The sequence below is a fragment of the Alitabrizicola rongguiensis genome, from assembly GCF_021491355.1.
GTDB lineage: Bacteria > Pseudomonadota > Alphaproteobacteria > Rhodobacterales > Rhodobacteraceae > Aliitabrizicola > Aliitabrizicola rongguiensis.
The window spans coordinates 37030-62714 of sequence record NZ_JAKENF010000006.1 but is presented as its reverse complement, the minus strand read 5'-3'; the positions used below and the strand labels follow the sequence as shown (position 1 = coordinate 62714).

The window sequence follows — 25685 nt, the reverse complement described above, 5'->3', positions numbered from 1 at the left end:
GCTCGTCAAACTTTGCGTTCTCGGCAATCGCCTTAATGGAAGGTGCTACTCTACGACCCCGGTACTCATCATTGCATCCCCCACTCAAGTGAATTGGGATCGTTTGTCCATCAACAACTCGAAAAGTGATCTGACCACCGCATCGGTTACATTTTGGCAAAATTGATCCTCAACTCTGTGCGTTGAATGGCTCGCCGTCACCCATGATCATCAATCACCGCGCTCCATCCGTGCACTCCACGCCGCCTTCCCGGCACCACGACGGTCCACTCTGCTCTCCATGACCAGCGCTGATTGGACCACCATTTCCTTCCGCATCCTCGAAGAGAACTCACGGCCAACGCGGCGGGCCAAGAGTTCAAGTTCACCGACCATGTCCTGCCCGCGAGGAAGGCCCTCTACATAGCGGCGAAAGTGGCGCAGCTCCCCTTCGATGTGTTCTTTCGCGTCTTCATAGGCTCCGTCGCGGTTCATCTTTGCGGCCGTGGCAACGACATGCGCACTCCACGTCCGCGCAACAATCTCGGCAATCTCCGAATCCCGGGGCTGGTCCTTGTTCACCATGGTGTCCACGGCAACGAGGTTTACTGACACCGCGCTGGTCTCAAGCGTATTCCGATCAGCGACGACGCGCCCGGTCGCAACCATCCCGAACCTGAACTCCTCACCGCGCTGCGCTTTGGGACAAGTCACCTTGAAGACAGCGAAGCGCGCAACGTCATTCTGGATCGGGCCCGTGGAAACTACGACGCGACCGCCGCGGACCTCGGCGTCCCCCTTGCCTAGAACGTCGACGCGAACGCCGGGCGGCACGGTCAGCATGATCTCAGCGCCTTCGATGAGGGTGCCGAAGATGTCATCAAGCTCGCCCAGAAGGACCGAGGAAATTTCGCTTGTGAGTTCCGCGTCATGAAGACGGCCGCCCCCGTTCTCGGCAATGCCCCGCAGGAGCTGTTCATCATAACCGTCTCCGATGCCGAGTGCCGAAGTAAGAACACCTCGCAGCCTGAGTTCCCCGGCATGTTCACGCAGCTCGTTCTGATCGGAAATCCCTTCGTTGGCATGGCCATCACTCAGAATGATGATGCGGGGCGTCATCCGCGCGTCGTCTTCCGCAATCCTTGCCGCACATTCGACCCCGGCGAACCAACCGCCGGACAGATTGGTCATGCCACGCGTTTGCAGCCTGAAGACTTCGGCACGGATCCGGAGCAGGTTCTCCTTGGACACCGGAACTGCGTCGAGATGGACCTGCACATCCGAGGCGAAGGACACAAGCGTCAAGCGATCGCGCTCCGTCAGGCGTTCCGCGAGCCCCAGAGCAGCTGCCTTGGCCGCATCGAGCTTTCCGCCTCCCATCGAACCGCTGGCATCAATGACCAGAGCGATGTTAAGCGGGGTGTGCTCGGCTGGGCGGCGGTCATCCTTCAATTTAGCCTGGAGACGGGCGACAAGGTAGCGGACGGAATCGCCGCCCTCCCAAAAGAGTTTCCGGTCGAACGCGGCGGTAGCGGTGAAATTCACATCATTCATTTCTTGCTCTCCCGGTAAGAATGGCGCGGAACTGGTCCGCGAGTTGTTCAAAAAGGATCCGTTCGCGCGGCTCGAGATCGCCACGGACCGACAGTTCGAGATCGGGCGTGACGGATATGCGAGTCCAGATGGTGCCCCGTGATCGTCTTGGGGCGGGAGCCTCGAGCACCTTCTCGAGCTGAAGGATCAACCGCTCAATGTTCGCGAGGTCAGCAGTGCGTTCTTCGCTGTTCAGAACAGGATGCGGCTTGCGCAGAAGTGACGCCGCCGGTGGTTCAAACTGCGGCTTCACCATGAAAGAGGATTTCGGATGGACGTCTGTCGATCGCTGCGCCGGCAGTGGCTTGCTGCTGCGCGCCTGTATACGACCCAGGTAGTCGCGCGCTGAGCCCCGAGGTGCCAAGGTTGCCCCAGCTTCGAGCGCCCATTCACGGATCTGGTCCTCGGTCGCCATCATGAAACGGCGTCCGATTTCTGAGAGCGATAGCCCGTGAACGTCCTTTAGCGCCCGAACCGCCAGCGCCCGGTCCGCGTTGCTGGCAGGATAACGTGCGCCGCGCCCACCCTTGAAAGGCGGTGAAAGCAGGCCCTCGCTCACCCAGGACCGCAAAGTACGGGCCTCAACGCCGGTGCGTTCGCTCAGCTCTTCGAGTGTGAGTTCATTTTCTGACATGCGGATGATTTAGGCTGATTAATGCGACATGTCAATATGTCTCATTAATCCGGGTGCCATTGTCACGGACTAACTGGGCACCCCAAGCCTCTTTTACGGCGCGTGCGGAAGTCTCTCATCATCACGGCTTTCGGCAGCAGACCTTCATCCGTCCATCCGCGACCAGTAGCCAACCCGCGCTCTGATTCGTACGGACCATCCCTTCCGCTCACGACTGCGATGCGACCCCTGCGTGTGATTGCGCAGATTTTCCTTTTTATACGCGATATCAATGTGTTCGTTGACTATCCATCCGCGTTGCACACTGTGGAAGCCGGACAACCCGAAAGCCGATCTCCCATGCCCAAACTCACAAAGCGCATCGTCGACACCGCAGAGGTCCAGGCCGCCGAATACTTCGTTTGGGACAGTGACATCCCTGGCTTCGGACTTCGAGTGCTGCCAAGCGGGCGCAAAGGCTATGTCGTGCAATATCGCGCCGGACGCCGCTCGAGGCGGATTAGTCTCGGCCCCACCACCGTGCTGACCTGCGAACAGGCGCGCACCCGGGCCATTACCATCGTGGCCGCTGTGCGCAACGGACAGGACCCAGCCGCCGAACGGGACACAGGGCGGAAGGCCATCACCATCAAGGAGCTGGCCGAACGGTTCGACAAGGAACACATCGCCATCCGCGTAAAGGCCAGCACGGGAAAGGAGTATCGCCGGAACCTGCAGCGCTTCATCTTGCCCGCACTCGGGCCGCTGACGGTCACGGGGATCACGCGGGCGGATGTCGCCAAGTTCCACCACGACTTGCGGCACATCCCATATCAGGCCAATCGCTGCCTTGAGGTGGTCTCGAAGATGTTCAGCCTCGCCGAGATGTGGGGTCTGCGTCCGGACGGGACCAACCCGCGCAAGCACATACGGAAATACCCTGAGGAGAAACGTGAACGGTTCCTGCGCGCGGCGGAGCTGCGCCGGATCGGCGAGGTGCTGCGCGAAATGGAAGCGGAAGGGGTGGAACTGCCTTCGGCCATCCTTGCTGCGCGTCTGCTGATCCTGACCGGATGCCGCCTGAACGAGATCATGTCGCTGAAATGGTCCTACGTCGATCTCGACGTCCCTGCCCTGCGCCTGCCGGATTCCAAGACAGGGGCGAAGGTCGTCCACGTTGGCCAGCCGGTGGTGGATCTGCTGCGGGGCGCCCAGCGCATCGACGGCAATCCGTGGGTGATTACCGGCACGTTGCCCGGCAAGCCCCTGAGCGATCTGCAACCCTTCTGGCAACGCGTCCGTGCCCGCGCAGGGGTCAAGGACGTCCGCATCCACGACCTGCGCCACACCTTCGCGTCCACGGCCGTGGCGTCGGGTCAGGGCCTGCCGATGATCGGCAAGCTCCTTGGCCATACGCAGGTCCAGACCACGGCGCGATACGCCCATCTCGCGGCGGAACCAGTTCGGATGGCGGCCGATGCCGTCGCGCAGAACCTGCGGCAATCCTTGGGATAATTGCGCGCCAACCCTTCCCTTTTCGATTGATCCCCAAGCATCGCGCGGCTACGGTCGAAGAAAGCCCAGAAATTGGGCGCGCATAATTTCCATGCGCATCGACCGATGACGGGAGAGCGTGGTGAGCAACGACAGGTCGGAGCTTCGTTGGGGGGTCGAGCAAAGGCTCGAGTTCATCGAGTTCCGCCTGTTCTGGGAGGGGCATGTGAACCGCAGCGATGTGATGACGCAGTTCGGGCTGTCTGTGAACCAGGCGTCATCCGACCTGAGTCGCTACATCGGCCTCGCCCCTCACAACATGGACTACAACCGCAGCCTGCGGACCTATGTGCGCCAACCAGGCTTCAAGCCGGTGTTCGACAAGCTCGATGCCGGTCGGTACCTCGCCCAGCTGCGATCAGTCGCCGACGACATCCTCGATCACGACGACTGCTGGATTTCAGGCCTGCCCGCCTACGATTCCGCCCCCACCCCGGCGCGTGGCGTCGATCCCGCAACCCTTCGGTCCGTGGTCGACGCGATCCGCCGATCCGAGGCGATCGAGGTGCAGTATCAGTCCCTGTCCAATCCTGAGCCCCGGTGGCGCTGGATCGCGCCACATGCCATCGCGTTCGACGGCTTCCGCTGGCACACCCGCGCATTCTGCCTCACCGACGAGATGTTCAAGGATTTCCTGCTGTCCCGGATCCTCGACATCCGCGCATCGCGCGGGTCGGACGTTCTGGCCGAGAGCGATCAGGACTGGCACACCTTCGCAACGCTGGAAATCGGCCCCCATCCTGCCTTGTCCGATACGCAAGCCAAGGTGATCGCGCTCGACTACGGCATGAAGGGTGGCAAGGCTGAGATCAGCGTTCGACGGGCGTTGCTCTACTATGCGCTTCGTCGGCTTGGGCTCGATACCGATCCAGCCGCGAGGAAGCCCCAGGACCAGCAGATCGTGCTTTTGAACCGTGACGTGCTCGGTGATGCAGCGCGATCAGCGTTAAGCGCGGACCTGAATAAGCCAGCAACACACGAAATTTTTCGGTAGGGAGCTCTATGGCCATGAATATTGCCGGGAAAGGTCCGCTGGATACAGGCTGGGATGCAGATCAGCGCAGGGTGATCGAGGCAGATACGGATGCTCGGCTTGTCGTTGAAGCAGGTCCCGGAACTGGAAAGACAGCCGTCGCCTGCGCGCGCCTCGCCTACCTGATCAACGAAGAAGATATTGAGGCAAGCAACACCTGGATGATCAGCTTCACCAGGACAGCGGTGGCAGAAATCCGTGCACGGCTGCACTCCTACGTCGGCGATGCATCCTTTGCCATCCGGATCGCGACTATCGATTCGCATGCGTGGTCCATCCACTCCGGCCATGACCCGAACGCTAGGCTGACCGGGTCCTACGAAGAGAACATTGCCAGCGTCATTGCGCTGTTGAAGACTGATGAGGACGTGGCAGACGAGCTGGCGCAAATCGAACACGTCGTCATTGACGAGGCGCAAGACCTCGTCGGGCAGCGAGCGGACCTGATAGAGGCTCTGGTGAATCGGCTACCTTCGGCCTGCGGAGTCACGGTGTTCGCCGACGAGGCCCAAGCGATCTATGGCTTCTCCGACGACAGCATGGGACGTCGCAAGGTAGGAGCTTCAGAGCCCGGCAAGCCGCTGCTTGACCGTTTGCTGAGCGCGAACGCGCTGGGCTTTAGAACTCTCATCCTGAAGGAAATTTATCGCACATCGTCCCCTGGACTTCGCAAGATATTCTCCGAACTGCGGAGTGATGTTCTCGACAAGCAGAAACACCGCGACGGGTTGCACGGCCAGACAGCAGAGAAGATCCGGGCGCTGGCGGACCAACAGGGGCTGAAGTGGACGCAGATGAAAGTTGCGGACTTCACAAGCGACGACCTTCTGCTCTTCCGAACCCGTGCCGAGGTCCTGATGGCATCACAATTCTGCGACCTTCCACATCGGCTGCGTCTGTCAGGATATGGGGTAACGCTGCCGGCGTGGCTGGCGATCTGTTTCGCGGACTTTGTTGACCCGTTTATCGCCGAACGACGCTTTCTAGACCTCTGGGCAGCGCGCATCGAGAACAAGGCTGCGCCGCATTATGGTCCAGCTGAAGCTTGGCAGCACCTCATGCGCATTGCAGGCCGCAAGGACGGCTCTGTTGACATGCAGAGGCTGAGAAGGCGCCTAGGCCAGACCCGCCCTCCGGTCGAGCTGACTCTACCCGAATACGGCCTCCACGGACCGATCGTCGGGACGATACACGCGAGCAAGGGTCGCGAGGCCAGCAACGTCGTTCTGCTGCTGCCGAACGGCGCAGAGTTCGAGAGCATCGAGGACGAGAAAGAAGAGACGCGTGTGCTCTTTGTCGGCGCCACGCGTGCACGCGCATCCCTAATCGTCGGGGAGAGCAACTCCTTCAGAGCATCAACATTGCCATCAGGACGGGTTCATCGTTCGGCCAGAAACGGCAAATCGACGATGGTTGAGATCGGCCGCGATGGCGACATCATTGCGCGCGGTCTCGTTGGTCGAAGCGAATTCAGCAAAGCCGACGCCGCAGCGGGACAGGCATTTCTTGCCAAGGTCGCCGATATCGTAACCACCTATAAGCTGGAAGCCGATCCCAATCTCGATTGGCGATACAGAATTCGTGCTGGCAACGAGGGTCCATGCGTCGGCGCCCTGTCGCGCAACCTCACATACGACCTGTGGGAGATACTCGCGAACAAGAACCAGAAGAATAGCCACAAGCCACCGGGTTATGTGAACCATGTAAGAGGTCAGGGCTGTGCAACGGTCGTCCTGAGTCCAGACGACACTGAACTTGAGACACTGAATGAACCTTGGGCTTCCTCCGGTTTCGTCCTGACGCCGAGAATCGTCGCGTTCCCCCCTTTCTTCTTTTTCAGCCGGAGGTAGCACTCATTCAGGACCAGAACAAAGAGGATTCAGTTGGATGCCGTGCACACGTTGGTGACTCGGCTGAAACGGGTGATGAGTACCCAATGTTGGATGAGGGCACAGTAGTTGAAGCAAGCCATTTGCTTACGGCCTGGGACGCCGAGCAGATGCGCGTGATCACTGCGGACAGTGATGCTCGACTGATAGTCGAAGCAGGACCTGGCACGGGCAAGACAGCTGTCGCATGTGCTCGTCTTGCACACCTGATCACTAAAGAAGACATCGAGCCGAGTAACATCTTGATGATTAGCTTCACCAGAGCAGCCGCGGCGGAAATACGTGCACGCCTTCACTCGTACGTCGGTGAAGCATCCTATGCTATTCACAACGCGACAATCGACTCCCACGCGTGGGCGGTCCGATCTGGGCACGACCCCAGTGCCCGTCTGACACGTTCGTACGACGATAACATTGAGAGCGTAATCGCATTGCTAACGTCTGATGAGGATGTGGCTGACGAGTATTCCAGAGTCGAGCATGTCATAATTGATGAGGCCCAGGACATTGTCGGGGCCCGTGCCGAACTCATAGAATCAATGGTTGGGCATCTACCGACTGATTGTGGGGTGACAATTTTTGCTGACGAGGCTCAGGCGATCTATGGTTTCTCCAAGCGTAATTCCAAGCGCAACATTCGTTCCAATGACGGATCTTTGCTAGAGCGGGTACGCGCCGGAAGACTCGGGAATTTCTCAAGCCTGCCTCTCGGTCAAGTTCATCGCACATCTTCGGCTCAACTAAAGACAATCTATTCGGATTTGCGCACCGAGTTGATGAAGTCGGAGCATCAGGTTCTAGAGCTTCGAGATTGGGTGGCAAAAGCGATTGAGGATCTTTCTGCTGGTGATTTCGACGAATTCATCAAACAGCACCCTGCAGATGCTCCGCGAGACCTTCTTGTCCTGTTCCGAAATCGAGCGGATGTTCTAGACTTTTCTCAAGGTCAGGCGGATGCCCACAGTCTTCGCCTCTCAGATTATGATCCTGGGCTGCCTGCTTGGCTTGCCCTGTGCTTTTCGCATTTCTTGGAACCTTTCGTGTCTGAGGAAAAATTTCGTGAGCTCTGGTTTGCCAATGTTGAAGGCAAGGGCAAGGCCCGAGAAGATTGGTCATCCGCGTGGCTGTCGCTTCTGAAACTGGCGGGTCGTCATGATGGGGTGGTGGACATGCTGCAGTTGAGGCGGCGCTTGGCGGGGGCCCGCCCTCCAATCGAGTTAGCCCGGTCAGAGTTCGGCTTGCAGGGTTTCACGCTAAGCACGATCCACGCGAGCAAGGGACGTGAGGCGGATGTGGTAATCCTGATGATGCCCGAGGCCCGCAAGTCGCGGTTGGTAGAAGATGTCGTCGAAGAAGCCCGTGTTCTGTTTGTCGGTGCGACACGCGCCCGCAAGGAGCTTTATGTTGCGCCAAACAAGTCCTTGCGGACCGATCGGCTAAATTCTGGACGCCTGTTCTGTTCCAATCAAAACTATCGCGAACAACAGGTGTATATAGAAATTGGGCGGAATGGTGACATCGAGCCAAGGTTTCTTGTCGGTGCGACTGAGTTCAAGTCGGCTGAGGCTACAGCCGCTCAAGACTTTCTTGCCGCCGTCTCAAGCTCTGTCACTGCATACCATCTAGTCAAGCGATCAGGCAGCGATCTCAAATATGGGATTCACTTCGGCGAACCTGAAACGTGTGTTGGCGTCATGTCGGGCAGCTTCTCGAGAGACATTCAAGAAATATCATTCAAACCTGGCGGCGTTTCTTTTAGAATCCCGGACCAGATTGATTATGTGAAAGCGCAAGGCTGTTCATCCATTGTGCTGGCGCCAGAGGATGGTGATGCTGAGAGCTTGCATGAGCCGTGGGCGTCCTCTGGATTTCTGCTTGCACCTAAAATTGCAGGATTTCCGTCTTACAGAACTGATCGGGGCTGAGCTCATGCAAGACAAATCACTGGACAGAGATACCGTCGCCTGTAGGCTCGCCGAGGATCTGGTCGGACCCCGTGCCGAGGAAGAGGAACTGGCCGCGCGTCCTTCCGATGTCTACCTCACCGGCATCCTTTGGCCCCAGCGCACGGCGATGTCGGGCGAGGATGATGAACGCCTCGGGACCGCGGGCGCTGGCTCGGGCGATGAGACCGACGGCGAGAACGATGCAGTCAGGACTGGCTCGATCCAGAAGCCCTCCGTGGCAGGCATATCATTCAGCGTTGTTGCGTCCAGTGGTATCCCGCAAGTGCGGGTTACCTGCAGCTTCGCCACGTATCGGATCGAAAATCGCGACGACGTCGACATCTGGGTCCGCCAACCGCACAGGGCTGAGATTCCGGTTCTTGATCTGCCGCCCGGACCTACGCGTGAGATTGAGCTGGCGGAATACGGTGACGGGCTACCCAACGTCTCGCTCAGTGTCCGATGCATCAATGCAGGTGAGTCCGTTCTCGTCACTCTCTCGCTCGTGAATTCGATAGTCCCAGAACAGGGTAGAAACGAGATCGAGGCTGCATCGCTGTTCCAGACGGCACTTCGCGTCGAGCCTTGCGAGGGCACTTTGCTGGTGCCGAAGCCCCCCCGGCGCGCGGCGTCGCGGCATCAAGGGGGGGACGATGGAACCGCCGCCGTGAGTGACGAGGAAAGCGGAGCTCTGCTGTACAGGAACGTGGCCGAGTTCGCTGTCGGACATGTCTGCTCCGCCGAGTGGGAGTCCTTGGACCACGCAGCCGGAACCCGCCCAACTGCACGATGGGTCGGGACGACCTGGCTCCCTTCAGCGATCGTCGAGGGCGTCGATCCGAATGGCCACCCATTCTTTTCCGAGCTTGGGAAGGACAGCGTGGGTTTCGATCCGCTTTCGGCTGAGGCACTGGCCTCCGCCGATGCAGCAACCCTCAAGCAGGGATTGCAACTTTTCTGCGATGCCTATGACCGTTGGATAAATGTGCAGCGGAAGCGCCTCGACGATACTTCAGACGTGCGATCAGAACTGAGAGCCGTGGCTGAGGCGCATCTAGCGCAATGTGATCTGGCGCTTGGGCGCATGCGGGCATCGGTTGACCAGCTTGGCACTGATCCGCGTCTGCGCCGCGCTTTCCAGCTGGCAAACCTGGCCATGCATCTGCAGCATTCTTGGGACAACTCAAAGAGCCGCCACGGACCCCTGCGCTGGCGCCCATTCCAGCTGGGCTTCCTGCTCCTCAGTGCGCCATCCTCGGTCATCCGTGATCACATGCACCGGGGCGTCATGGACCTCCTCTGGTTTCCCACCGGTGGTGGCAAGACCGAGGCATACCTCGCGCTGATCGCGTGCATCGCCGTGTATCGTCGGCTCTCGGATGATCCGAGTGACCACAGTGGTGTCTGTGCCCTCATGCGCTACACGCTGCGACTTCTCACGACCCAGCAGTTCGCACGCTCTGCCGCGATGATCGTGGCTCTGGAGGCGATACGCTCTGGTCGCGAGTCTGCGCCCGACGGCCTGCCGCTTCAAGGTGACGAACCTTTCTCGATCGGCCTCTGGGTCGGAGGAGACGCTACTCCCAACAAGCGTGCCGACGCATGTGCCTTCTTCCGAGGGTCTTCGGAGGTGGCTTCGCCAAAACAGCTCGCCCGCTGTCCAGCCTGTGGTGAGAAACTGACCTGGTCGATGGCGAGCGCCACTTCACCCGTTGATGCCAAATGCACGAACAGCACGTGCAAGATGCACGGAATCCTGCCGGTCTTCACTGTGGACGAAGATGTCTACGACAGGCGGCCGACGTTGCTCATCGGAACGGCTGACAAGTTCGCTCAGATCGTTCGAGAAAAGCGAACCAACGGCCTGCTTGGGGTTTCGAGTGGCTCTCCGCCTGACCTCATCATCCAGGACGAGCTGCATCTGATCTCCGGTCCTCTGGGAACGATCGCGGGCGCATATGAGGCGGCATTCGACCTGATGTTCGCCGCTCGCGGACACCGGGCAAAGGTCATTGGCTCGACCGCCACGATCCGCAGAGCGTCGGAACAGGTGTTGGCCCTTTTCGATCGCGAAGCATTCCAGTTCCCACCGCCAGCGATAGATCACGACGATTCCGGTTTCGCGGTTCGTGATCGGCGGCCGAAGGCTGTGGGGAGACGCTATCTCGGTGTCACAACGGCCGGTCGATCGGCAAAGTTCACGTTGCAGGCAGTTGCGGGCTCCCTGCTGCAAACGGCGTACGGGGCATTCAGCGATGACGTTCGCCGAGACGCTTACTGGACGCTCGTCGGGTACTTCAACTCGCTTCGCGAGCTTGGAGGTGCGCTCGTCCTCATGCAGGACGACGTCACCGACAGCATAGCGCTCTATGCTGATGCTCGCGCCGAGGAGAGAAGACCCCTCAGCAACGTCGAGGAACTTACATCCCGGCGGACGCAGGAAGAAATCCGCGGAATGCTCGACGTGCTAGACATAAAGGTCGGTTTCCCTGGCGCTGTCGATGCCGTTCTCGCGACCAACATGGTCAGCGTCGGCGTGGACATTTCGCGGCTGGGACTGATGCTGGTCAACGGACAACCCAAGACCATCGCCGAGTACATCCAGTCGACCAGCCGCGTCGGGCGGGGAGACGTCAGCGGCCTTGTCGTCTCGGTTCTCAACAACGCGAAGGCGCGCGACCGTTCTCACTTCGAGACGTTCTGCAGCTGGCACCGCACGCTCTACAGGGATGTCGAGGCGACCAGCGTTACTCCCTTCGCGTCACGGGCTCGCGACAGGGCGCTGCATGCGGCACTGGTTGCCGCTGTGCGCCACCTTGTTCCCGACATGCTCGACTCTCCCAGCATGGACGACGACGCGGAAGATCTGGCGATGGACATCATCGACCTGCTCGTCGAGCGGGCGAAGCGGGTCGATCCGGAAGAGACTGAAGTCCGAAGAGAGCTTGAGCGCCGCCTCGACACATGGCGTGCAAGGTCCCCCACAGTTTACTGGAGTGACCACAAGGGAGGGAAATCCCTTCTCCAGAGTGCCGAGCGCGCTGCCGCTCGCCGGGCCGCCGGTCGCGACGCCGGTGCCGCCTGGCCCACCCTCAACTCCATGCGGACTGTGGAGGCTGGAACTCCCTTCAGGATGGCCCATGTCCTAAGGGCAAAGGATGATACGCATGAAGAATGACCTTCAGGATTTGCGTCGCAGCGCAGTCGTTTCGACATTTGGCCCCGGCTCGGTGGTGGATTTCAGGGCGGGTGGAGGAGCTGTTTCGGGTATCGCGGCGGGCCTAGAGGAATGGGATCGGTCCTTTCCCCCCGCAGGTCTGGCCCACCCTCAGGTCATCCGTGAGACGCGCTTGCAGAAGAAGCTGGGCGTGAAGGGCTTCAGGACGCCCCCTGTGACGCTCGAGCGGGGAAAGGATGACGAGCCGGATACCCGACGTCTCGTCGCCGTTCGCTTCCCGAAATGGCTGCAATGTCCCAGCTGCGATGTCATCAAGCCGGAACGGCGATGGAAGAACGATCCGGGCAAGGCCTATCGCTACTGCGCTACGTGCACGGAAAAATCCCATGGCGACAGCAAGGTCTTCGTCATCCCCGTCCGCTTCGTGATGGCCTGCAAGCATGGCCACGTCGACGAGTTCCCCTGGGACTGGTGGGTGGGGCACAAGCCGGATTGCACGGTTTCGAAGCGTGACAATGCGGAGCGTCATCCTGGCCTGATCCTGCGTTCCGAGAAACCCGGCCTTGCCGGCCTCATCCTCAGTTGCCCCAAGTGCGGCGCGCGTCGGTCGATGGACGGCGTTTTCTCGAAGAAGACTTGGGAACGTGGGCCGAAATGCCGGGGGCACAGACCTTGGCTGGCCGATGGCGATGAAACTTGCGGCAAGGAGCAGTACGCGGTGCAGCGAGGTGCGTCCAACCTGTACTTTGCCGTGACGGAGTCAGCCCTGAGCATCCCACCCTGGTCCGACCGTCTTCAGGAAGTTCTGGGCGACTGGTGGAGTTCCCTGACGAATCTCGATGACCTGTCCAAGCTTGAGGAATACATCGGATTCCTGGCTAAAGGTGACCTGGAGAGCATCCTGAAGGAGCTCGAGATGTCACCTGCCGAACTGGCAGAGGCGATCCGTGCGCGCCTCACCTCATACGGACAGATGCGGACCGACGACCTGCGTCCGGCAGAATACCGACAATTCGTCACGGAGCCTGGTCGGAGTCGGACCCCCGACATCGACTTCGAAACCCGAAGAGAAACGGTATCTCCTGATATAGCTCCGTGGATCTTCAGAGTTGTACGGGCTGTCCGCCTTCGTGAGGTGCGTGCCATCAAGGGATTCACCCGGATCAATCCGCCTGGGGATCCCGACTCACCCGAAGTGGCACGGCTCTCCAAGGCTCCGCTTGAGTGGCTGCCGGCGATTGAAGTTCGAGGCGAAGGCATCTTCCTCGCATTGAACGAGGAACGGCTGGCGACGTGGGAAGCCCGACCTGATGTCATCGCGCGCGTATCCGAGTGCGAGACGCGACACCAGGCGGACTGGAAGGAACGCTATGGCGACGATGCAAAGCCGCCGCAGGCGATTACCCCGCGCTACATGCTCTGTCACACCCTCGCGCACGCGCTCATGCGTCAACTGACGCTCGAGTGTGGATACTCCTCCGCGTCCCTTCAGGAGAGGATCTATGCCGGGACGGGCGATGAGCAGATGGCTGGGCTTCTGATCTATACCGCAACACCGGACTCCGATGGAACGCTCGGCGGGCTAGAAAGGCAGGGCAAGGCGGGGCGCATCGAGGGCATCCTGCAACGTGCCATCGACGCGATCGAGTGGTGCTCATCCGATCCGCTGTGCATCACGGATATGATGGGAGCGATCAACAGCTACTCCCATTCGGTCTGCCACGCATGCTGCCTTGCTCCCGAGACATCATGTGAGGCCTTCAACAGCTTCCTTGACCGCGCGCTGCTGACCGGGGACGGGACGGGTTCGGGGCTCGGATACTTCGAAGACATGCTTCGGAGAAGCTGATGGCGGTGCTCTGGCCAAGGAAGCTCCCCCGCTCGGTCCTCGATGATCCGAGACGTCGGGCTGAGGTTCGCGTTTACGATCGCCTCGCTGACGTCCTCGACGACAGTTTTCATGTCTTCTACTCGAGCCCTTGGCTGGGCACTGACAGTCTCGGTAACGAGAGGGACGGTGAATGCGATTTCCTGATCGCGCACCCCATCCATGGCATCCTCGCCATCGAGGTAAAGGGCGGGAAGGAAATCTCGTTCGATCCGAGAGACGGTCAGTGGCGCAGCACGGATCACGGCGGTTTCGTCCACAAGATCAAGGATCCGGTTGCACAGGCGCGAAGCGCAAAGCATGAGATCCTGAAGCGGCTCAACGAGTCAGCAAGATGGCCCAAGCGCTTCATTCATTCTGCCCATGGAGTGATCTTTCCCGGTACGGGCTCGCCTCCCGGCAACCTCGGAGCTGATCGCCCGGCCTCGATCTTCTGTTGTTCGCGCCAGTTGCAGCATGGTCTTCGCGGATGGTTGGACGACCGACTAAAGGCAGGGAAACGGCCAGACAATTGCGAGGCTCTGGGCCACGACGGCATCGCCGCGCTGGAAAGGCTGCTGGCGCATCCTTTCACGCTCAGCTTCCGCATCGGCGCTGCTCTTGCAGAAGCCGACACGGAGTTCCGCGTCCTTGAACCGTCCCAGTACCATATCCTCGACGTCATCGCCGATATCCCCCGGGCGCTCATCCGTGGAGGCGCAGGGACTGGCAAGACCGTGGTGGCAATCGAGGAAGCGATCAGGTCTGCCGCGGCTGGACGGAAGACCCTTCTGACCTGTCACAGTCGGCCGCTCGCGACGAACCTCGAGCGAAAGCTGAAGGGCGTCGAGAACCTCACGGTGGCCGGATTTCACGCTCTGTGTGGGCGCATCTCGCATCAGGCTGGTGTTCCGCCACCTTCTGATATCAGTGAGCGGGAACTTTATGAAACAGCGCTTTCCCACGCGCTCTACCGCGCGGTGGAGGTTCAGCCTGCACTCAGGTGGGACACGATTGTTGTCGATGAAGGCCAGGACTTCAGCGCCGACTGGTGGATCGCAATCGATGCCTGCCTGACCCATGGAGGACACCTGCGTGTGTTCATGGACAACAACCAGAGGGTCTACGAGAGCGCGGGGGTTAGCGTTCACGACCTGAGTGTCATTCCGGTTCGGCTTTCCCGGAACCTCCGAAACACAAAGAACATCCACAGTGCCGCTTCAGTGCATTATTCCGGTCCCGAGATAATCGCAGATGGACCCGATGGTCTCGAAGTATCCTGGATCACTGCCGAAAATGCTGATCAAAAAATCGAAGCGGCATACAGGGAGCTTAGACGGCTCGTGTTCAACGAGGAAGTTGCCCCTGGCGACATTGCCGTGCTTGTCAACGGACCAGCCGCCCGCACAAGTTTCGTCGAAAGAAGCAGCGGAACCAGCATCCCACTCACAGATGCAGAAACGATGGCGCTAGAGGATGTGGTGGTGGATACCGTGCGGCGGTTCAAGGGTCTGGAGCGCCCGGCAATAATCCTGATTGCCAGTGGCGATGAAATGGACCGCCGCGAACTGGCCTATGTCGCGTTCTCTCGCGCGCGGGCCTACCTTTGCATCGTGTCATCCCGAAGCGAGGCCAAGTGGCTGTCGGAAGGGTTGCCGGAGGACTGAGAGCGCAGGGTGAATGATTGCCAGGATCAGATCACTGCTTTCAGGACAAGCATGGCAATCTGCCTCGCAAGAAACGGCGGTACAGCATTGCCAACCTGGACATACTGCTGCGTGCGGTTGCCGAGGAACAGGTAATCGTCGGGAAAGGTCTGCAGACGAGCAGCTTCGCGCACTGTCAGGCTGCGACACTGAATGGGATCAGGGTGAATGAAGTAGTGACCATCCTTCGAGATATGGCTCGTGACAGTGGTCGAAGCCTCGTCCGCCAGCTGCACCCGAAAGCGGTCATTGAAGACACCGCTGTGCCAGTTGCGGTGGTCCGGGCTGAGCACCAAGGGAAAATCAGCGGCCTTCGGGCTGTAGCCACGGACAGACCCGAACACGGCCGCGAACAGGTAGCGGCCCAGATCCGACTTCATATGCCCGCGGGTCTCGTGCTGAGCTATCGCGCGCAGGTCTGGCCGTTCGAGCCATTGCACCAATTCATCGTTCGCGATGCCATAGCCTTCGGGAAGCCATGAGGCCGCGCGATCAGCTGGTGACGCAACTCGCATCCTGCTTGAAACGGACTGAAAGGCTTCGCGAAGCGCGCCGTCATCCTTGCCCTTGTAAATGCTGGCCAACAGTCTTGCGGCATCGGTGACTTCTCGCTGCCACGCAGTTGCGTCGTCGTAACCTCGGCTGATTCCGCTACGCAGGGGGGGCAAGAAGCCGATGACATCGCTGACCGTCCTGGTCCCTCCTGACACGGCGATCTCGGCACCCGTGGCCCGGTGCGCGAGATCAGAGCGGATCCCGACGATGATCACCCTGTGGCGGCGCTGTGGGACGCCGAACCCCTCGGCCCGGACGATGAAGTCGGATGGCTGCATCGCTTCCTTCAGGCCGGCCTGGCCATCCAGGATACGGATTGCCCGCAGCTCGTAGTGATGGTCCCGCCCAGTACCGAGCGAGGACAGGTCTTCCATCAGCATCTCGAAGACCAGTCGGCTCTCGACCGTCGACGAGAGTATGCCCTTGACGTTTTCCATCACGAAGGCGGCCGGACGGAGCTTGTCCAACACCCGAATATACTCTCGAAAGAGGTAGTGCCGCGCATCCTCCTCCGGGACATATCCGACCTTGCCTCTCGACCGAGCTCGCCCCACGAGGGAATAGGCCTGGCATGGCGGGCCGCCGATAAGGACCGTGTCGTCGTACTCGGCTTTCAGTTTCTCGACTGCCCCGTCGATTGCTGTCGCAGCAGCTTCCGTTCCAAGCTCGAGCGCACGCGCCTCTTCAACAGCATGCCGCCATGCACCTGGATCGACGGCTGACCAGTCCGGTTCAGATGTCAGCCCAGCATGGAAATCGATGAATTCTTTCGGCAAGACTCCATGACGCACGCGGTACTCGCGCAGGAACGCGCGCAGCGTCAGGGTCCGATGGGCCGACACCTCCTTCTCGACCGATATGCCGATCCGGAACGGCGCATGGCCGTCCTCGACCAGGGAAGCAAACCCTTCGCCAAGTCCGCCCGGGCCGGCAAACAGATCGACAATGCCGAAAGTGGAAGGCAAATCAGGCTCCTGACGAAATTCACCCAGCCGGTGTATACCAGGTTCAAGGACAAAAACCAGGACACAATGGCCGATATCGTCGATGAGCTGACCCGTTCCCGGATGATGTCCGGAATACGCGGAAAGAACACGAAGCCAGAGCTTGCTCTCAGGCGAGCCCTGCACGCGCGCGGCTTTCGCTTCCGGCTTCATTCCAGCGTCGTACCAGGACGGCCCGACCTCGTACTCCCAAAGTACCATGCCGTCGTCTTCGTGCACGGTTGCTTCTGGCATCGTCACGAGGGGTGTCGATACACAACCAGCCCTTCGACACGCCCCGAATTCTGGCAGGCGAAGTTCGCAGCGAACATTGCAAGAGACAGCACCGTCCGACGAGATCTTCTGGAGGCAGGCTGGCGCGTGGCGACGATCTGGGAGTGCGCTTTGCGGAAGCCTGAGCGGGTGAGCGAAGCGGTCAGCACGTTACAGAAATGGCTGCTGGGGAGCGAGGACGAGATCGAGATCGGTGGTGAAGCCTGAACCAGTTTTGCTGGAGAACAGTCAATTGCCGATGCCAATACGAAGCTGGGACTCCTCCTGCACCTCAGAAATCGGTCTCCACATAGACCCCGGCGCAGTCGTAGGCGACGGCGGCGGCTGTCGCGCCGGTGTTGAGAAAGAGGCGCGGCGACAGGAATTGCGTGTTCGCAGGCAGGTCGGCGGTGATCTCCTGCTCGAAGACCGCGCCGGAAACTTCGTCCACAACTCGCACCCAGACGGATGATCCGTTCGGCGGCGCGGCGATGAACAGGGTCAGAACGCCACCCGTGACGATGGCGAAACTCGCCCCCATGTCGGTCAGCGTCGGCGCGCCGGTCCCGTCGTTGCGAACCAGCTGCCAGTTGGCATGCGTGCCGCGCTGGAAGCCGATGCCGATGCAGTTGATGGCTGCGGCCACCGTAAGGGTGGTGGCCAGTGCGGCCGTCGATCCATAGAGGCCGAAGAATCCCATGCCCGTTGCCTGCAGGGTCGTGAGGGACAGGCGCGTGACGAAGGTCCAGCCACCAAGGCCTGCGGCATTGCCGCGCCAGCAGGCCCAGCCTGCGGATCGCTGGTCGGCCACCGAGTCCGCGACGGCCGCCGAGGTCAGACGCCAGCGGCGCATGGAAGCTGCCAGGTTCGTGGCGGCGAGCGTCGGGTGGGAGACCGTGCCGACCGAGGTGATGGGCAGGCCTTCGCTGGTGATCGTCGTGCCGGTCGAAGGCGCCCAGTTGGCGATCCGGTTCACCCCGAAGTGCGGCTGCAGGGGAAAGTCCCGGCCGGAGGGGCGCATGACGTCGATCCACGGCGCACCAGCCCGGCTGCGCGCGTAAATCGCGGCCTTTCCCGCAGGCGGCGGGGTCGGCGCGGCGGCCAGTCCCGGCAGGACCGTGGGTTGCGGCAGTTCCAACTGGCCGCTGGTGCGGTCGATGCGGATCGCGTCGAAGAAGGCCGTCCCGTCCGGGCTGACCTTGAAGCTGAAATCGTCATTGCCGAGCAACCCGATCAGCGCGCGGGCGGAGAAGCCGGTCTTGAATGCGAAGGCGGCGTCGTTCGCCGGGGCCGCCTTGTTCACGGTGGCTTCGATACCTGCGCCGGCGTTGTTCAGAAGAACGGCCGGGGTGTTCACCGACAGACGGTTGAAACTGTCGGCCGTCGCCCCGCCGAGGCCCAGAAGCTGCGCGGTGAGGTTCGCCTGCGGCATGCCGACCTGCGTCACGGCATTGGCGAAGGTAACGGTCGGCGTGTTGATGACGCTCGTCCCGCCAGCTCCGGCGGTAGCCGAGCCGATGTTCACGACCGTGGTCGATCCGGCGGCGCCACCCGTGCCGATGTTCACGGTCTTGGTGACGCCGGTGGTCGTAGCGCCGGTCCCCATGCCATAGGTCGCAGTGCCGGTTGCGGTCCCGATGGTCGCAGTTGCCCCGGATGTCGTCACCGTGCCCGAGGCGGTCAGCGTCCCCGAGAAGGTCTTGTTGCCGGTGAAGGTCTGGGTGCCTGCGAGGATCGCAAGTTCCGACGAGGTGTTCGGCAGTGTGAAGCTGCGCGTGGTGCCCGTTGTGATTCCCGCCAGCGAGAAGGTCGCCTTCTTCGTCGGATCGGCGTCGTTGACCAGGCTGAACACGGCGTCCGACACGTCGCGCGGCTCGCCCACCACCTCCCAAGCGCTGCCGGTCCAGACGAGGAACAGCCCCTCGGCCGCCGCCCAAACAAGCCAGCCGGTGCGCGGCACAAGCCGGATCCACGCACCGTCAACCCAGAAGGCCACGTTCAAGTCCCACCCAGCCCAGAGGCCGGTGGCGCCCGAGGCCACAAGATGCCGGTTCCCATCGACGGGGCTGGCGGGCGGGGCCGTCCGCGTGCGGTCGAGAACGGAAAGCTGCACCATGGCGTCGAGCAGGCGCAGGGCCTCGTTGTGCGTGGCATGCTTCTGCGCCTGAGCCGCCAGCAGGTAAGGCATACCCAGATGGGTCGTGGTGTCGGACATGGGAGCTCCCGTCAGAACTGGAGGGTCACAGACGCGGGCGTGCCGCGGCCGAGGCGGTTCGAGAGCTGGAAGATGCGGATCGCCAGCGTCTGGCCGGGCCCGAGCGGCGCGCCCCAATCGGCGCTCTGCTGGGCGGCCGTATAGAGGACGGCGGTCGTGGTGCCGGTCAGCGTGCGCTTGACGGCAGCCCCGTCGAGGATCTGCACATCGTAGCTTTCCAGGTCCTCGGCCAGCGGCACCTCGACCTGCTCCCAGGCATCGGCCACCATCGCGCGGGATCGCCGCGTCCAGCGGATGGTCAGATCGCCCGGGCTGCGGGCCGTCCGCCAGGGCTGTTCGACATGGACCGGCGCAAAGGGAACAAGCCCCCGGCCAGTGGGGGTGAAGCCCAGCGCGGTGTAGCTGTCATCCGTGACAGAACGCGCGGCCGGACCCACCCGCCAGTTCCACGGCAGTCCGAGATCGGCCTCGGCGATGGGCAGTGATGCCAACGTCGTATCCAGTACAACGACCCGCGCACCAGTCGGGACCGGATTGCCCATCGCATGTTCCGTTCCGCGCTGGCCGCGCAGGAGGCGGGTCAGTCGGTAGCGGCCGGGGGCGATGAGTTCAGCCGCGCCTGCCTGGACGATTTCCCAGACCCCGGCCTCCGTCTCCACGGCCAGCGCATTTGCCCCGCCGAACAGGGCAACGTCGGTCACGCTTTCCAGCGTTCCGGACAGAAGATCGACGACCAGCGCGTTGCCCAGATCGAAGCGGGAGGTGGGCCCCGGAAAGAAGTCGAAGGCCAGCGTACCGATCCGCGCGCGACTGCCGAAGGTCGTCAGCAGATTGAAGCCGTCCGTCGAGGCGCTGCGGAAGACCGCGATCTCGCCCGGCCAGGGGCTGGCATGGGCGGCGATCAGGGGACGATGGACGGACTGGTCCTCGCTGATCTGCGGCAGGTCCAGCATCACCACGTCTGGCGTGCCGAAGACGACGGGGCTGGCAAGGCTTGCGGGCCGGGGATCTCCGGGCGGCAGGTCATAGGCGGCGCGGTCCTGGCGGACAGCCTCGATGCCACGCCCATCGGAATCGGCGATGGACACCAGGCGCAACTCGATCTCGCGGCTGTCATGGACCAGCCGGATCACATCGGCGGGGTCTAGCGCCAGTCGCGAGGGCGGCAGACGGAAGGAGGCTGTCTCCCGGCCGATCCAGGCTTCCATCAGCGCGCGGCGGCAGCGGCGCTCGGCCTCCTCGGGCGGGATCGCCATGGGGAAGGACTCGGAGGCAATGCGGGTCGTGTCGACGGTGATGCGGCGTGCCTCGACCAGCGCGGCGTCATAGTCCTCATCCGCTCGCGCGGCCTGCCACTTCAGGGCCTGGGGCAGTTCGGTCTCCTGGCCACGGGTTAGCTCAAACGCCTCGCCTTCCCGGCTGGCCGCCAGATCATCCACCGTCAGGGTGAGGCTGGATGCCCGCCCGCGCATGACGAAGCGGATCACCCCCTCCGTTTCGATGGCGTCAAACCCGAAGTGGCGGGCCAGGGTGGAAATCGACGCGCGGGGGCTTTCCAGCGCGCCGATCACATAGCCTTCGACCGCGCCCCAGAGGCCGGAGACGTCGATGAGGTCTTCCGCCAGCCCAGCGCGCAGGCATAGGTGGCGCACGAGGGCGGCAAGCGACACCGCGCCCAACCGCCCCGTCAGCCAGTGCCCGAGCCGCCAGTTCGGCCCGTCCGTCCAGATGCCGGTCAGTTCGGGGAAGAAGGGATAGGGACGCGCGTCCCAGGTCCAGGCGGCGCATTCGGGGACATGCACCATCTGGCCGCCGTAGACGGACGACGTCGGGTTGTTCGCCCCTTCGCCCCACCAGAGGTAGCTCGCTTCGAGATAGGCCCGCTGGATCGCATCGTCGCGCCAGCCGCGCGAGAACCAGGGCGTGAAGCTCTCTGACGACTTCGGGTCGAAGAAGACGTTGGGCTGGTTCGTTCCCCTGTCGATGGCGGGACAGCCGAGTTCCGTGAACCAGATGGGTTTCGACTGCGGCACCCACGACGTCGGCGTGCCGCTCTCCACCCCGCCCGGCCGGTTGAAATGCGGGTTCGACCACCAGGCCCGCAGATCCTTGTAGCGGAACACCCAAGGCTTGCCCGCGGCGCCATCGGTGATGGGCGTGCGGATCTGGGCCGACCGGTCGGCGGCCGAGGCGTAGAACCAGTCGAAGCCTTCGCCACCGGCGATATTCGCTTGCAGATAGCCCCGGTCATGGATTGCGGGCCAGCCCTCGAGGGCATCGGCATGATCGAACCCGTCGCGCCAGTCCGACAGCGGCATGTAGTTGTCGATGCCGATGAAATCGATGTTGGCATCCGACCAGAGCGGATCGAGATGGAAATAGACATCGTCGCTGCCGTCGCTCGGCTGGTGGCCGAAGTATTCCGACCAGTCGGCGGCATAGCCGATCCTTGGACCCGCGCCGAGGATCGCGCGCACATCTGCCGCGAGGGATTTGAAGGCGGTGACGGCGGGATAGCTGCTGGCACCCGACCGGATTGTGGTGAGGCCGGGCATTTCGGAGCCGATCAGGAAGGCATCGACGCCCCCGGCCGCTTTGCACAGATGCGCGTAGTGCAGGATCATCCGGCGCAGCGACCATTCGCCGACCGGGCCGGTCCAGCTGACATTGGTGCCTGACACGCTGAAGTTCGCGGGCGCCGCCGTGCCGAACAGTGCCGAGACCTGCGTGGCAGCGGGGGCGGTCTTGTCCACCGACCCTGCAAAACCCGCAGCCGGGGAACAGGTGATCCGCCCCCGCCAGGGGAATGTCGGCTGGCCCAAGGCAGCGGCATTGGCGCTGTAGGGATTGGGCTTGGTGTTGCCGGGCGGCACGTCAAGCAGCAGGAAGGGATAGAAGGTCACCCGCAGCCCGCGTGCCTTCATCTCCTGAATGGCCTGAACTACCGCGAAATCCGCAGGCGTGCCGCCATAGACCGGACGATCCTCGGCATCTCGGCTGACCAGAAATGCGTCTGCACGGCTGACGCCATTCACGACCCAAGTCGAAGGTGTCGTGGTCTTGGTGTCCACCTCGACGCCCGGCCGCACCTTGCAGTTCCCGGCGCGCAGATCATCTCCAAACCAGGCGACGACGAGGCTGACGCTTTCGACAGCCGGGGCCATGGCCTGCAGCCGATCGAGGGCCACGACGATGTCGGCGGTGTCGGAGATCGCGTTCAGGTTCTCGGCGACGGTCATGCCGCCAGCGCCAGTGGATTTCTTGACCGGGGCGGTCGCATAGGTGAACTCGCCCGAGGCCGGGATCATGGTGACGGCCTTCACCAGCCCCTCGGCCGTGTCGGGATCAGCCAGTGGTCGGAAAACCTCGAACGACAGCTGCGGCAGGCGGTTGCCATAAGTGGAAAGCGGCAGCTCCTCGAAGACGACATAGGCGGTGCCGCGATAGGCCGGGGTGTTGGCGGCGCCCATCTTGGCCGCGATGAACGGGTCGGCCGTCTGGGTCTCGTTCCCCGGATACCAGCGCCAGGTGATCCCCGTCATGTCGAGCGGCTTGCCGTCGGCCCAGATGCGCCCGATGCCGGTGATCGGCCCTTCGCACAACGCGACGGCGAAGGACGCATAGTAAAGGTACTCGGTCGTCCGGACCTTGCCGCCGCCGCCGCCCTTGCCGCCGCCCTGCGTGGTGGTCTTCGTCTCCTCGCGGAAGTCCGTGGCCCAGACGATGTTGCCGCCAATGCGCATGCGGCCGTAAAGACGCGGGATGATGGCGCCCTCGGTGGCCGAGGTTATCCGCAGGCTATCGAGGCGTTGCCCTTCGATCTTCTGCGCCGGGGCCAGTGAGGACACGATCCAGCTGTCGACGACCGAGCCGATGGTCGAGCCGATGAAACCGCCGATGGCGGCCCCGGAAAAACCGAGGATCGCACCGCCGAAGGCCCCGCCGATGGCGGAACCGACGGCGCCGAGGACGAGCGTGGCCATGGGAAAATCTCAGCGTGCGGGGAAGAGGAAAGCGAAGGCGATGCGGCGTCGCCAGGCGGGCGTCAGCGGTTCCTCGATCACGCCCAACCGCTCATAGGCGTGCAGGAAGGTGTCGGGGCCGGTGAGGATCCCGACATGCTTTGCTATGGCGCGCGGCACCATGCGGAACAGGATCAGCGCACCGGGTAAGGCGTCGGCCGGTGCGATCTCCGGCATCATCGCCCGCGCCCCGTCGGTCAGCACCTCGCGCGGCCCGGTCTCGCCCCAGTCCCGGCTGTAGGGCGGGATCGGGAATGGCTCTGGCCCGACCACCTGGCGCCAGACGCCGCGCGCGAGGCCGAGGCAATCGCAGCCGACCCCGCGCAGGCTGGCCTGGTCGTGGTAGGGCGTGCCAAGCCACGACCGCGCGACGGCGATGACGCGGGCCGGATCGGCGGCCGGGACGGGCACGATCACAGCACCGCCCCCTCGTGGCCGCCATCCTTGGTGGCGTAGCGCATGACTGCGTCTTGGCCCGGGATGTGCGGGAAGCCCCGGAAGTTGGCGACATTGGCGAACTTCGTGCCGCAGGTGGCGATCCGCTTGTCGCAGCCCGCCCGGACCACGAGGGCATCCGTCGCCATGATCGGGCGCACCGGGGCTTCCAGCAAGGTCAGGATCGCCACGCCATCGACCAGATCGTGCGACAGCACCTCGATCCGCCGTCCGGCATTCGCGCCGCTGGTCCATTCGACCAGCCCGAAGGCGAACCAGCCCGCCGCGAAGGCGCCGAGGCCGGTTGTGGTGAAGGTCCGGTCCCGCAGCACATCGATGACCGCACCGGTCCCGTTGAAGGCCGGGGCCTCAAGATTCACCCCGCAGCGCGCATCGCCCAGCGCGGCATCGCAACTCGCCTGGAACGTCCGCCCGACCGTCTGGCCGAGGACATGGGCAAGGCTGCGCACCTCGGCCACAAAGGCGAGCCGCCCGCGCCGGATCTGGCCGATGGCCCCACGCCGCAGAAGCACGCGCTGCGCCGGGCTGGCCCAGTTCACCCGCCAGACCTCGACCGCCGCATTGTCCCACCGGCCGTCGAGGATGTCTGTCTCGGTGATCCGGTCGGAGGAGAGCACGCCTTGCGCGTCCTGCGCATCGACAGAGAGGTCTGAGCCCGAACGGACCTCGGATGCCGTCAGCCCGCTTTCCGGCTCGAACTCGGTTCCGTCGAAGGTGAGGGTCCGGTCATGATCCGTGAAACCGAAGGTCACGCCATCGGCGCGGGAGATACGCCAGCACCACGCGAGCGTCGTCGTGCCCTCGTCCAGATGGGCCTGCAGTGCGGGGTTCAGGAACTTCATGGCCGGTCTCCCCGTGCTGCAGCCGCGCAGAGGGCGGCGATCAGGATGCCGACGGCACCGCCCACGACCATGCCCGCGAGGAACTCAATCATCGCCGCGGAACCCGCGTTCGAGGCGGTCGCGCAGACCGATCAGGCCGAGGCCGAGGGCGATCAGCGCGGCAGGCGATGCATCGCCTGAGCCTGCCAGCGTTGCGACAAGGCGGGCAAGATCGGCGAGCGTGCCGGTGGCGGGCAGCAGGAGCGAGGCGGCGCCGGTGGCGAAGGCGAGCAGCCCTGCCCACCAGGTGAGCGAGGTCGGACGAATGTAGCGCATGGGATCAGGCCCTTCGGATCAGGGTGGTGAAGATGTCGGCCATCCGGGCGAGCCAGCCGGAAGGCGCTTCGGGCGCAGGCTCGGGAACAGTTGGGTGCGGCACGAGCGGCGGGCGCAGGAACGCCAAAGCCTCGGCCTCAGTCAGGCGACGAACGGGGCGCGAGAAATCGACGCGGCCCCCGCGGTCCACGGACCAGACCGGAATCGTGCCGCCGGGATAGCGGCCGTGGCGGAACAGGTCGCGCTCGGCCTCGCGGCGGGGAATGATCGAGGCCGGTCGCCGCCAGTTCAGAAACGCGTCGGCGGCTGCAACGCGATTGCCCGCGTTGAGTGCCTTCGTCAGCGTGGCCCTGGCGATGGCGCCCGTATTGTAGTGGAACGAGACCAGCGCATCGAACTCGTGCGGTTCCAGCGGCACCTTCACCGCGCGGCGCACCCCGGCCTCGTAGGCGGCAAGGTCGGCGCGGAAGAGCCGGAACGCCTCGCAGATCCCGACGTCGATGTCGGCAGGCATCCCGCGCGCCATGGTCGCCGGATCGGGCGGACCGGCGGCGGCCGTGTGGCCGATGCCAAAGGTCCAGACGGTCTTCACGTCGAGATAGGGTCCGGGCACGACGCCTTCGTGCCGGACGAGGGCCAGAAGGCCCCGGTCTGTCATGTGCATGG

The 25685-nt window shown here is 62.7% G+C and carries 17 protein-coding genes; 8 read left to right on the top strand and 9 right to left on the bottom strand.

Annotated features, from left to right (window positions below; translation table 11 throughout):
• Positions 1-210: 210 nt before the first annotated feature.
• Together L0V05_RS19860 and L0V05_RS19855 are read right to left on the bottom strand one after the other, a co-directional pair.
• A complete protein-coding gene (locus tag L0V05_RS19860; RefSeq protein WP_234873243.1) occupies positions 211-1617 on the bottom strand; it encodes a vWA domain-containing protein in 1407 nt (468 codons plus the stop codon).
• Complete coding sequence (locus tag L0V05_RS19855) at positions 1526-2206, bottom strand: helix-turn-helix domain-containing protein (RefSeq protein ID WP_234873242.1); 681 nt, start codon at positions 2204-2206, stop codon at positions 1526-1528. Before L0V05_RS19855 ends, L0V05_RS19860 begins: the two co-directional genes overlap by 92 nt.
• Before the next feature lie 339 nt (positions 2207-2545).
• Here L0V05_RS19855 and L0V05_RS19850 point away from each other — a divergent pair, with 339 nt between their 5' ends.
• From L0V05_RS19850 to L0V05_RS19820, 7 genes are all read left to right on the top strand, one after another.
• Complete coding sequence (locus L0V05_RS19850; protein ID WP_234873241.1) at positions 2546-3700, top strand: tyrosine-type recombinase/integrase; 1155 nt, start codon at positions 2546-2548, stop codon at positions 3698-3700.
• A 121-nt stretch (positions 3701-3821) separates the two neighbouring features.
• Entirely contained in the window at positions 3822-4733 is a 912-nt protein-coding gene (locus tag L0V05_RS19845; RefSeq protein WP_234873240.1) for a BrxR family transcriptional regulator, read from the top strand.
• 8 nt (positions 4734-4741) lie between these two features.
• Positions 4742-6622 (top strand): UvrD-helicase domain-containing protein, encoded by a 1881-nt coding sequence (locus L0V05_RS19840; protein WP_234873239.1) that lies wholly within the window; start codon positions 4742-4744, stop codon positions 6620-6622.
• A gap of 86 nt (positions 6623-6708) precedes the next feature.
• Entirely contained in the window at positions 6709-8586 is a 1878-nt protein-coding gene (locus tag L0V05_RS19835) for a UvrD-helicase domain-containing protein (RefSeq protein ID WP_234873238.1), read from the top strand.
• Complete coding sequence (locus tag L0V05_RS19830; protein ID WP_234873237.1) at positions 8507-11785, top strand: helicase-related protein; 3279 nt, start codon at positions 8507-8509, stop codon at positions 11783-11785. The genes L0V05_RS19835 and L0V05_RS19830 overlap by 80 nt, the downstream gene beginning before the upstream one ends.
• A complete protein-coding gene (gene drmB, locus L0V05_RS19825; RefSeq protein WP_234873236.1) occupies positions 11775-13634 on the top strand; it encodes a DUF1998 domain-containing protein in 1860 nt (619 codons plus the stop codon). The genes L0V05_RS19830 and drmB overlap by 11 nt, the downstream gene beginning before the upstream one ends.
• Complete coding sequence (locus L0V05_RS19820; protein ID WP_234873235.1) at positions 13634-15319, top strand: nuclease-related domain-containing DEAD/DEAH box helicase; 1686 nt, start codon at positions 13634-13636, stop codon at positions 15317-15319. Before drmB ends, L0V05_RS19820 begins: the two co-directional genes overlap by 1 nt.
• Before the next feature lie 26 nt (positions 15320-15345).
• Here the strand turns inward: L0V05_RS19820 and L0V05_RS19815 are convergent, their stop codons facing one another.
• On the bottom strand, positions 15346-16878 hold the full coding sequence (locus L0V05_RS19815) for a DNA cytosine methyltransferase (protein WP_234873234.1): 1533 nt from the start codon (positions 16876-16878) through the stop codon (positions 15346-15348).
• On the opposite strand from L0V05_RS19815, the gene L0V05_RS19810 reads away from it, so the two are divergent.
• Positions 16792-17397, top strand: a complete 606-nt coding sequence (locus L0V05_RS19810) for a very short patch repair endonuclease (RefSeq protein WP_432759349.1) — start codon at positions 16792-16794, stop codon at positions 17395-17397. The genes L0V05_RS19815 and L0V05_RS19810 overlap by 87 nt on opposite strands.
• A 64-nt stretch (positions 17398-17461) precedes the next feature.
• Here L0V05_RS19810 and L0V05_RS19805 read toward each other — a convergent pair whose 3' ends face one another.
• The 6 genes from L0V05_RS19805 to L0V05_RS19780 all read right to left on the bottom strand — a co-directional run bounded on the left by L0V05_RS19805 (position 17462) and on the right by L0V05_RS19780 (position 25683).
• Entirely contained in the window at positions 17462-19384 is a 1923-nt protein-coding gene (locus L0V05_RS19805; RefSeq protein WP_234873233.1) for a DUF2793 domain-containing protein, read from the bottom strand.
• 11 nt (positions 19385-19395) lie between these two features.
• Positions 19396-23367: a baseplate multidomain protein megatron gene (locus tag L0V05_RS19800; RefSeq protein ID WP_234873232.1), complete on the bottom strand. Its 3972-nt coding sequence runs from the start codon at positions 23365-23367 to the stop codon at positions 19396-19398.
• A gap of 9 nt (positions 23368-23376) precedes the next feature.
• Positions 23377-23823, bottom strand: a complete 447-nt coding sequence (locus tag L0V05_RS19795) for an NlpC/P60 family protein (protein WP_234873231.1) — start codon at positions 23821-23823, stop codon at positions 23377-23379.
• A complete protein-coding gene (locus L0V05_RS19790; RefSeq protein WP_234873230.1) occupies positions 23820-24704 on the bottom strand; it encodes a DUF2163 domain-containing protein in 885 nt (294 codons plus the stop codon). Before L0V05_RS19790 ends, L0V05_RS19795 begins: the two co-directional genes overlap by 4 nt.
• Positions 24705-24788: 84 nt before the next feature.
• On the bottom strand, positions 24789-25019 hold the full coding sequence (locus L0V05_RS19785) for a hypothetical protein (RefSeq protein ID WP_234873229.1): 231 nt from the start codon (positions 25017-25019) through the stop codon (positions 24789-24791).
• A 4-nt stretch (positions 25020-25023) separates the two neighbouring features.
• Positions 25024-25683 carry a lysozyme gene (locus L0V05_RS19780; RefSeq protein WP_234873228.1) on the bottom strand — a complete coding sequence of 220 codons (660 nt, stop codon included), beginning with the start codon at positions 25681-25683 and terminating at the stop codon, positions 25024-25026.
• Positions 25684-25685: the final 2 nt, after the last annotated feature.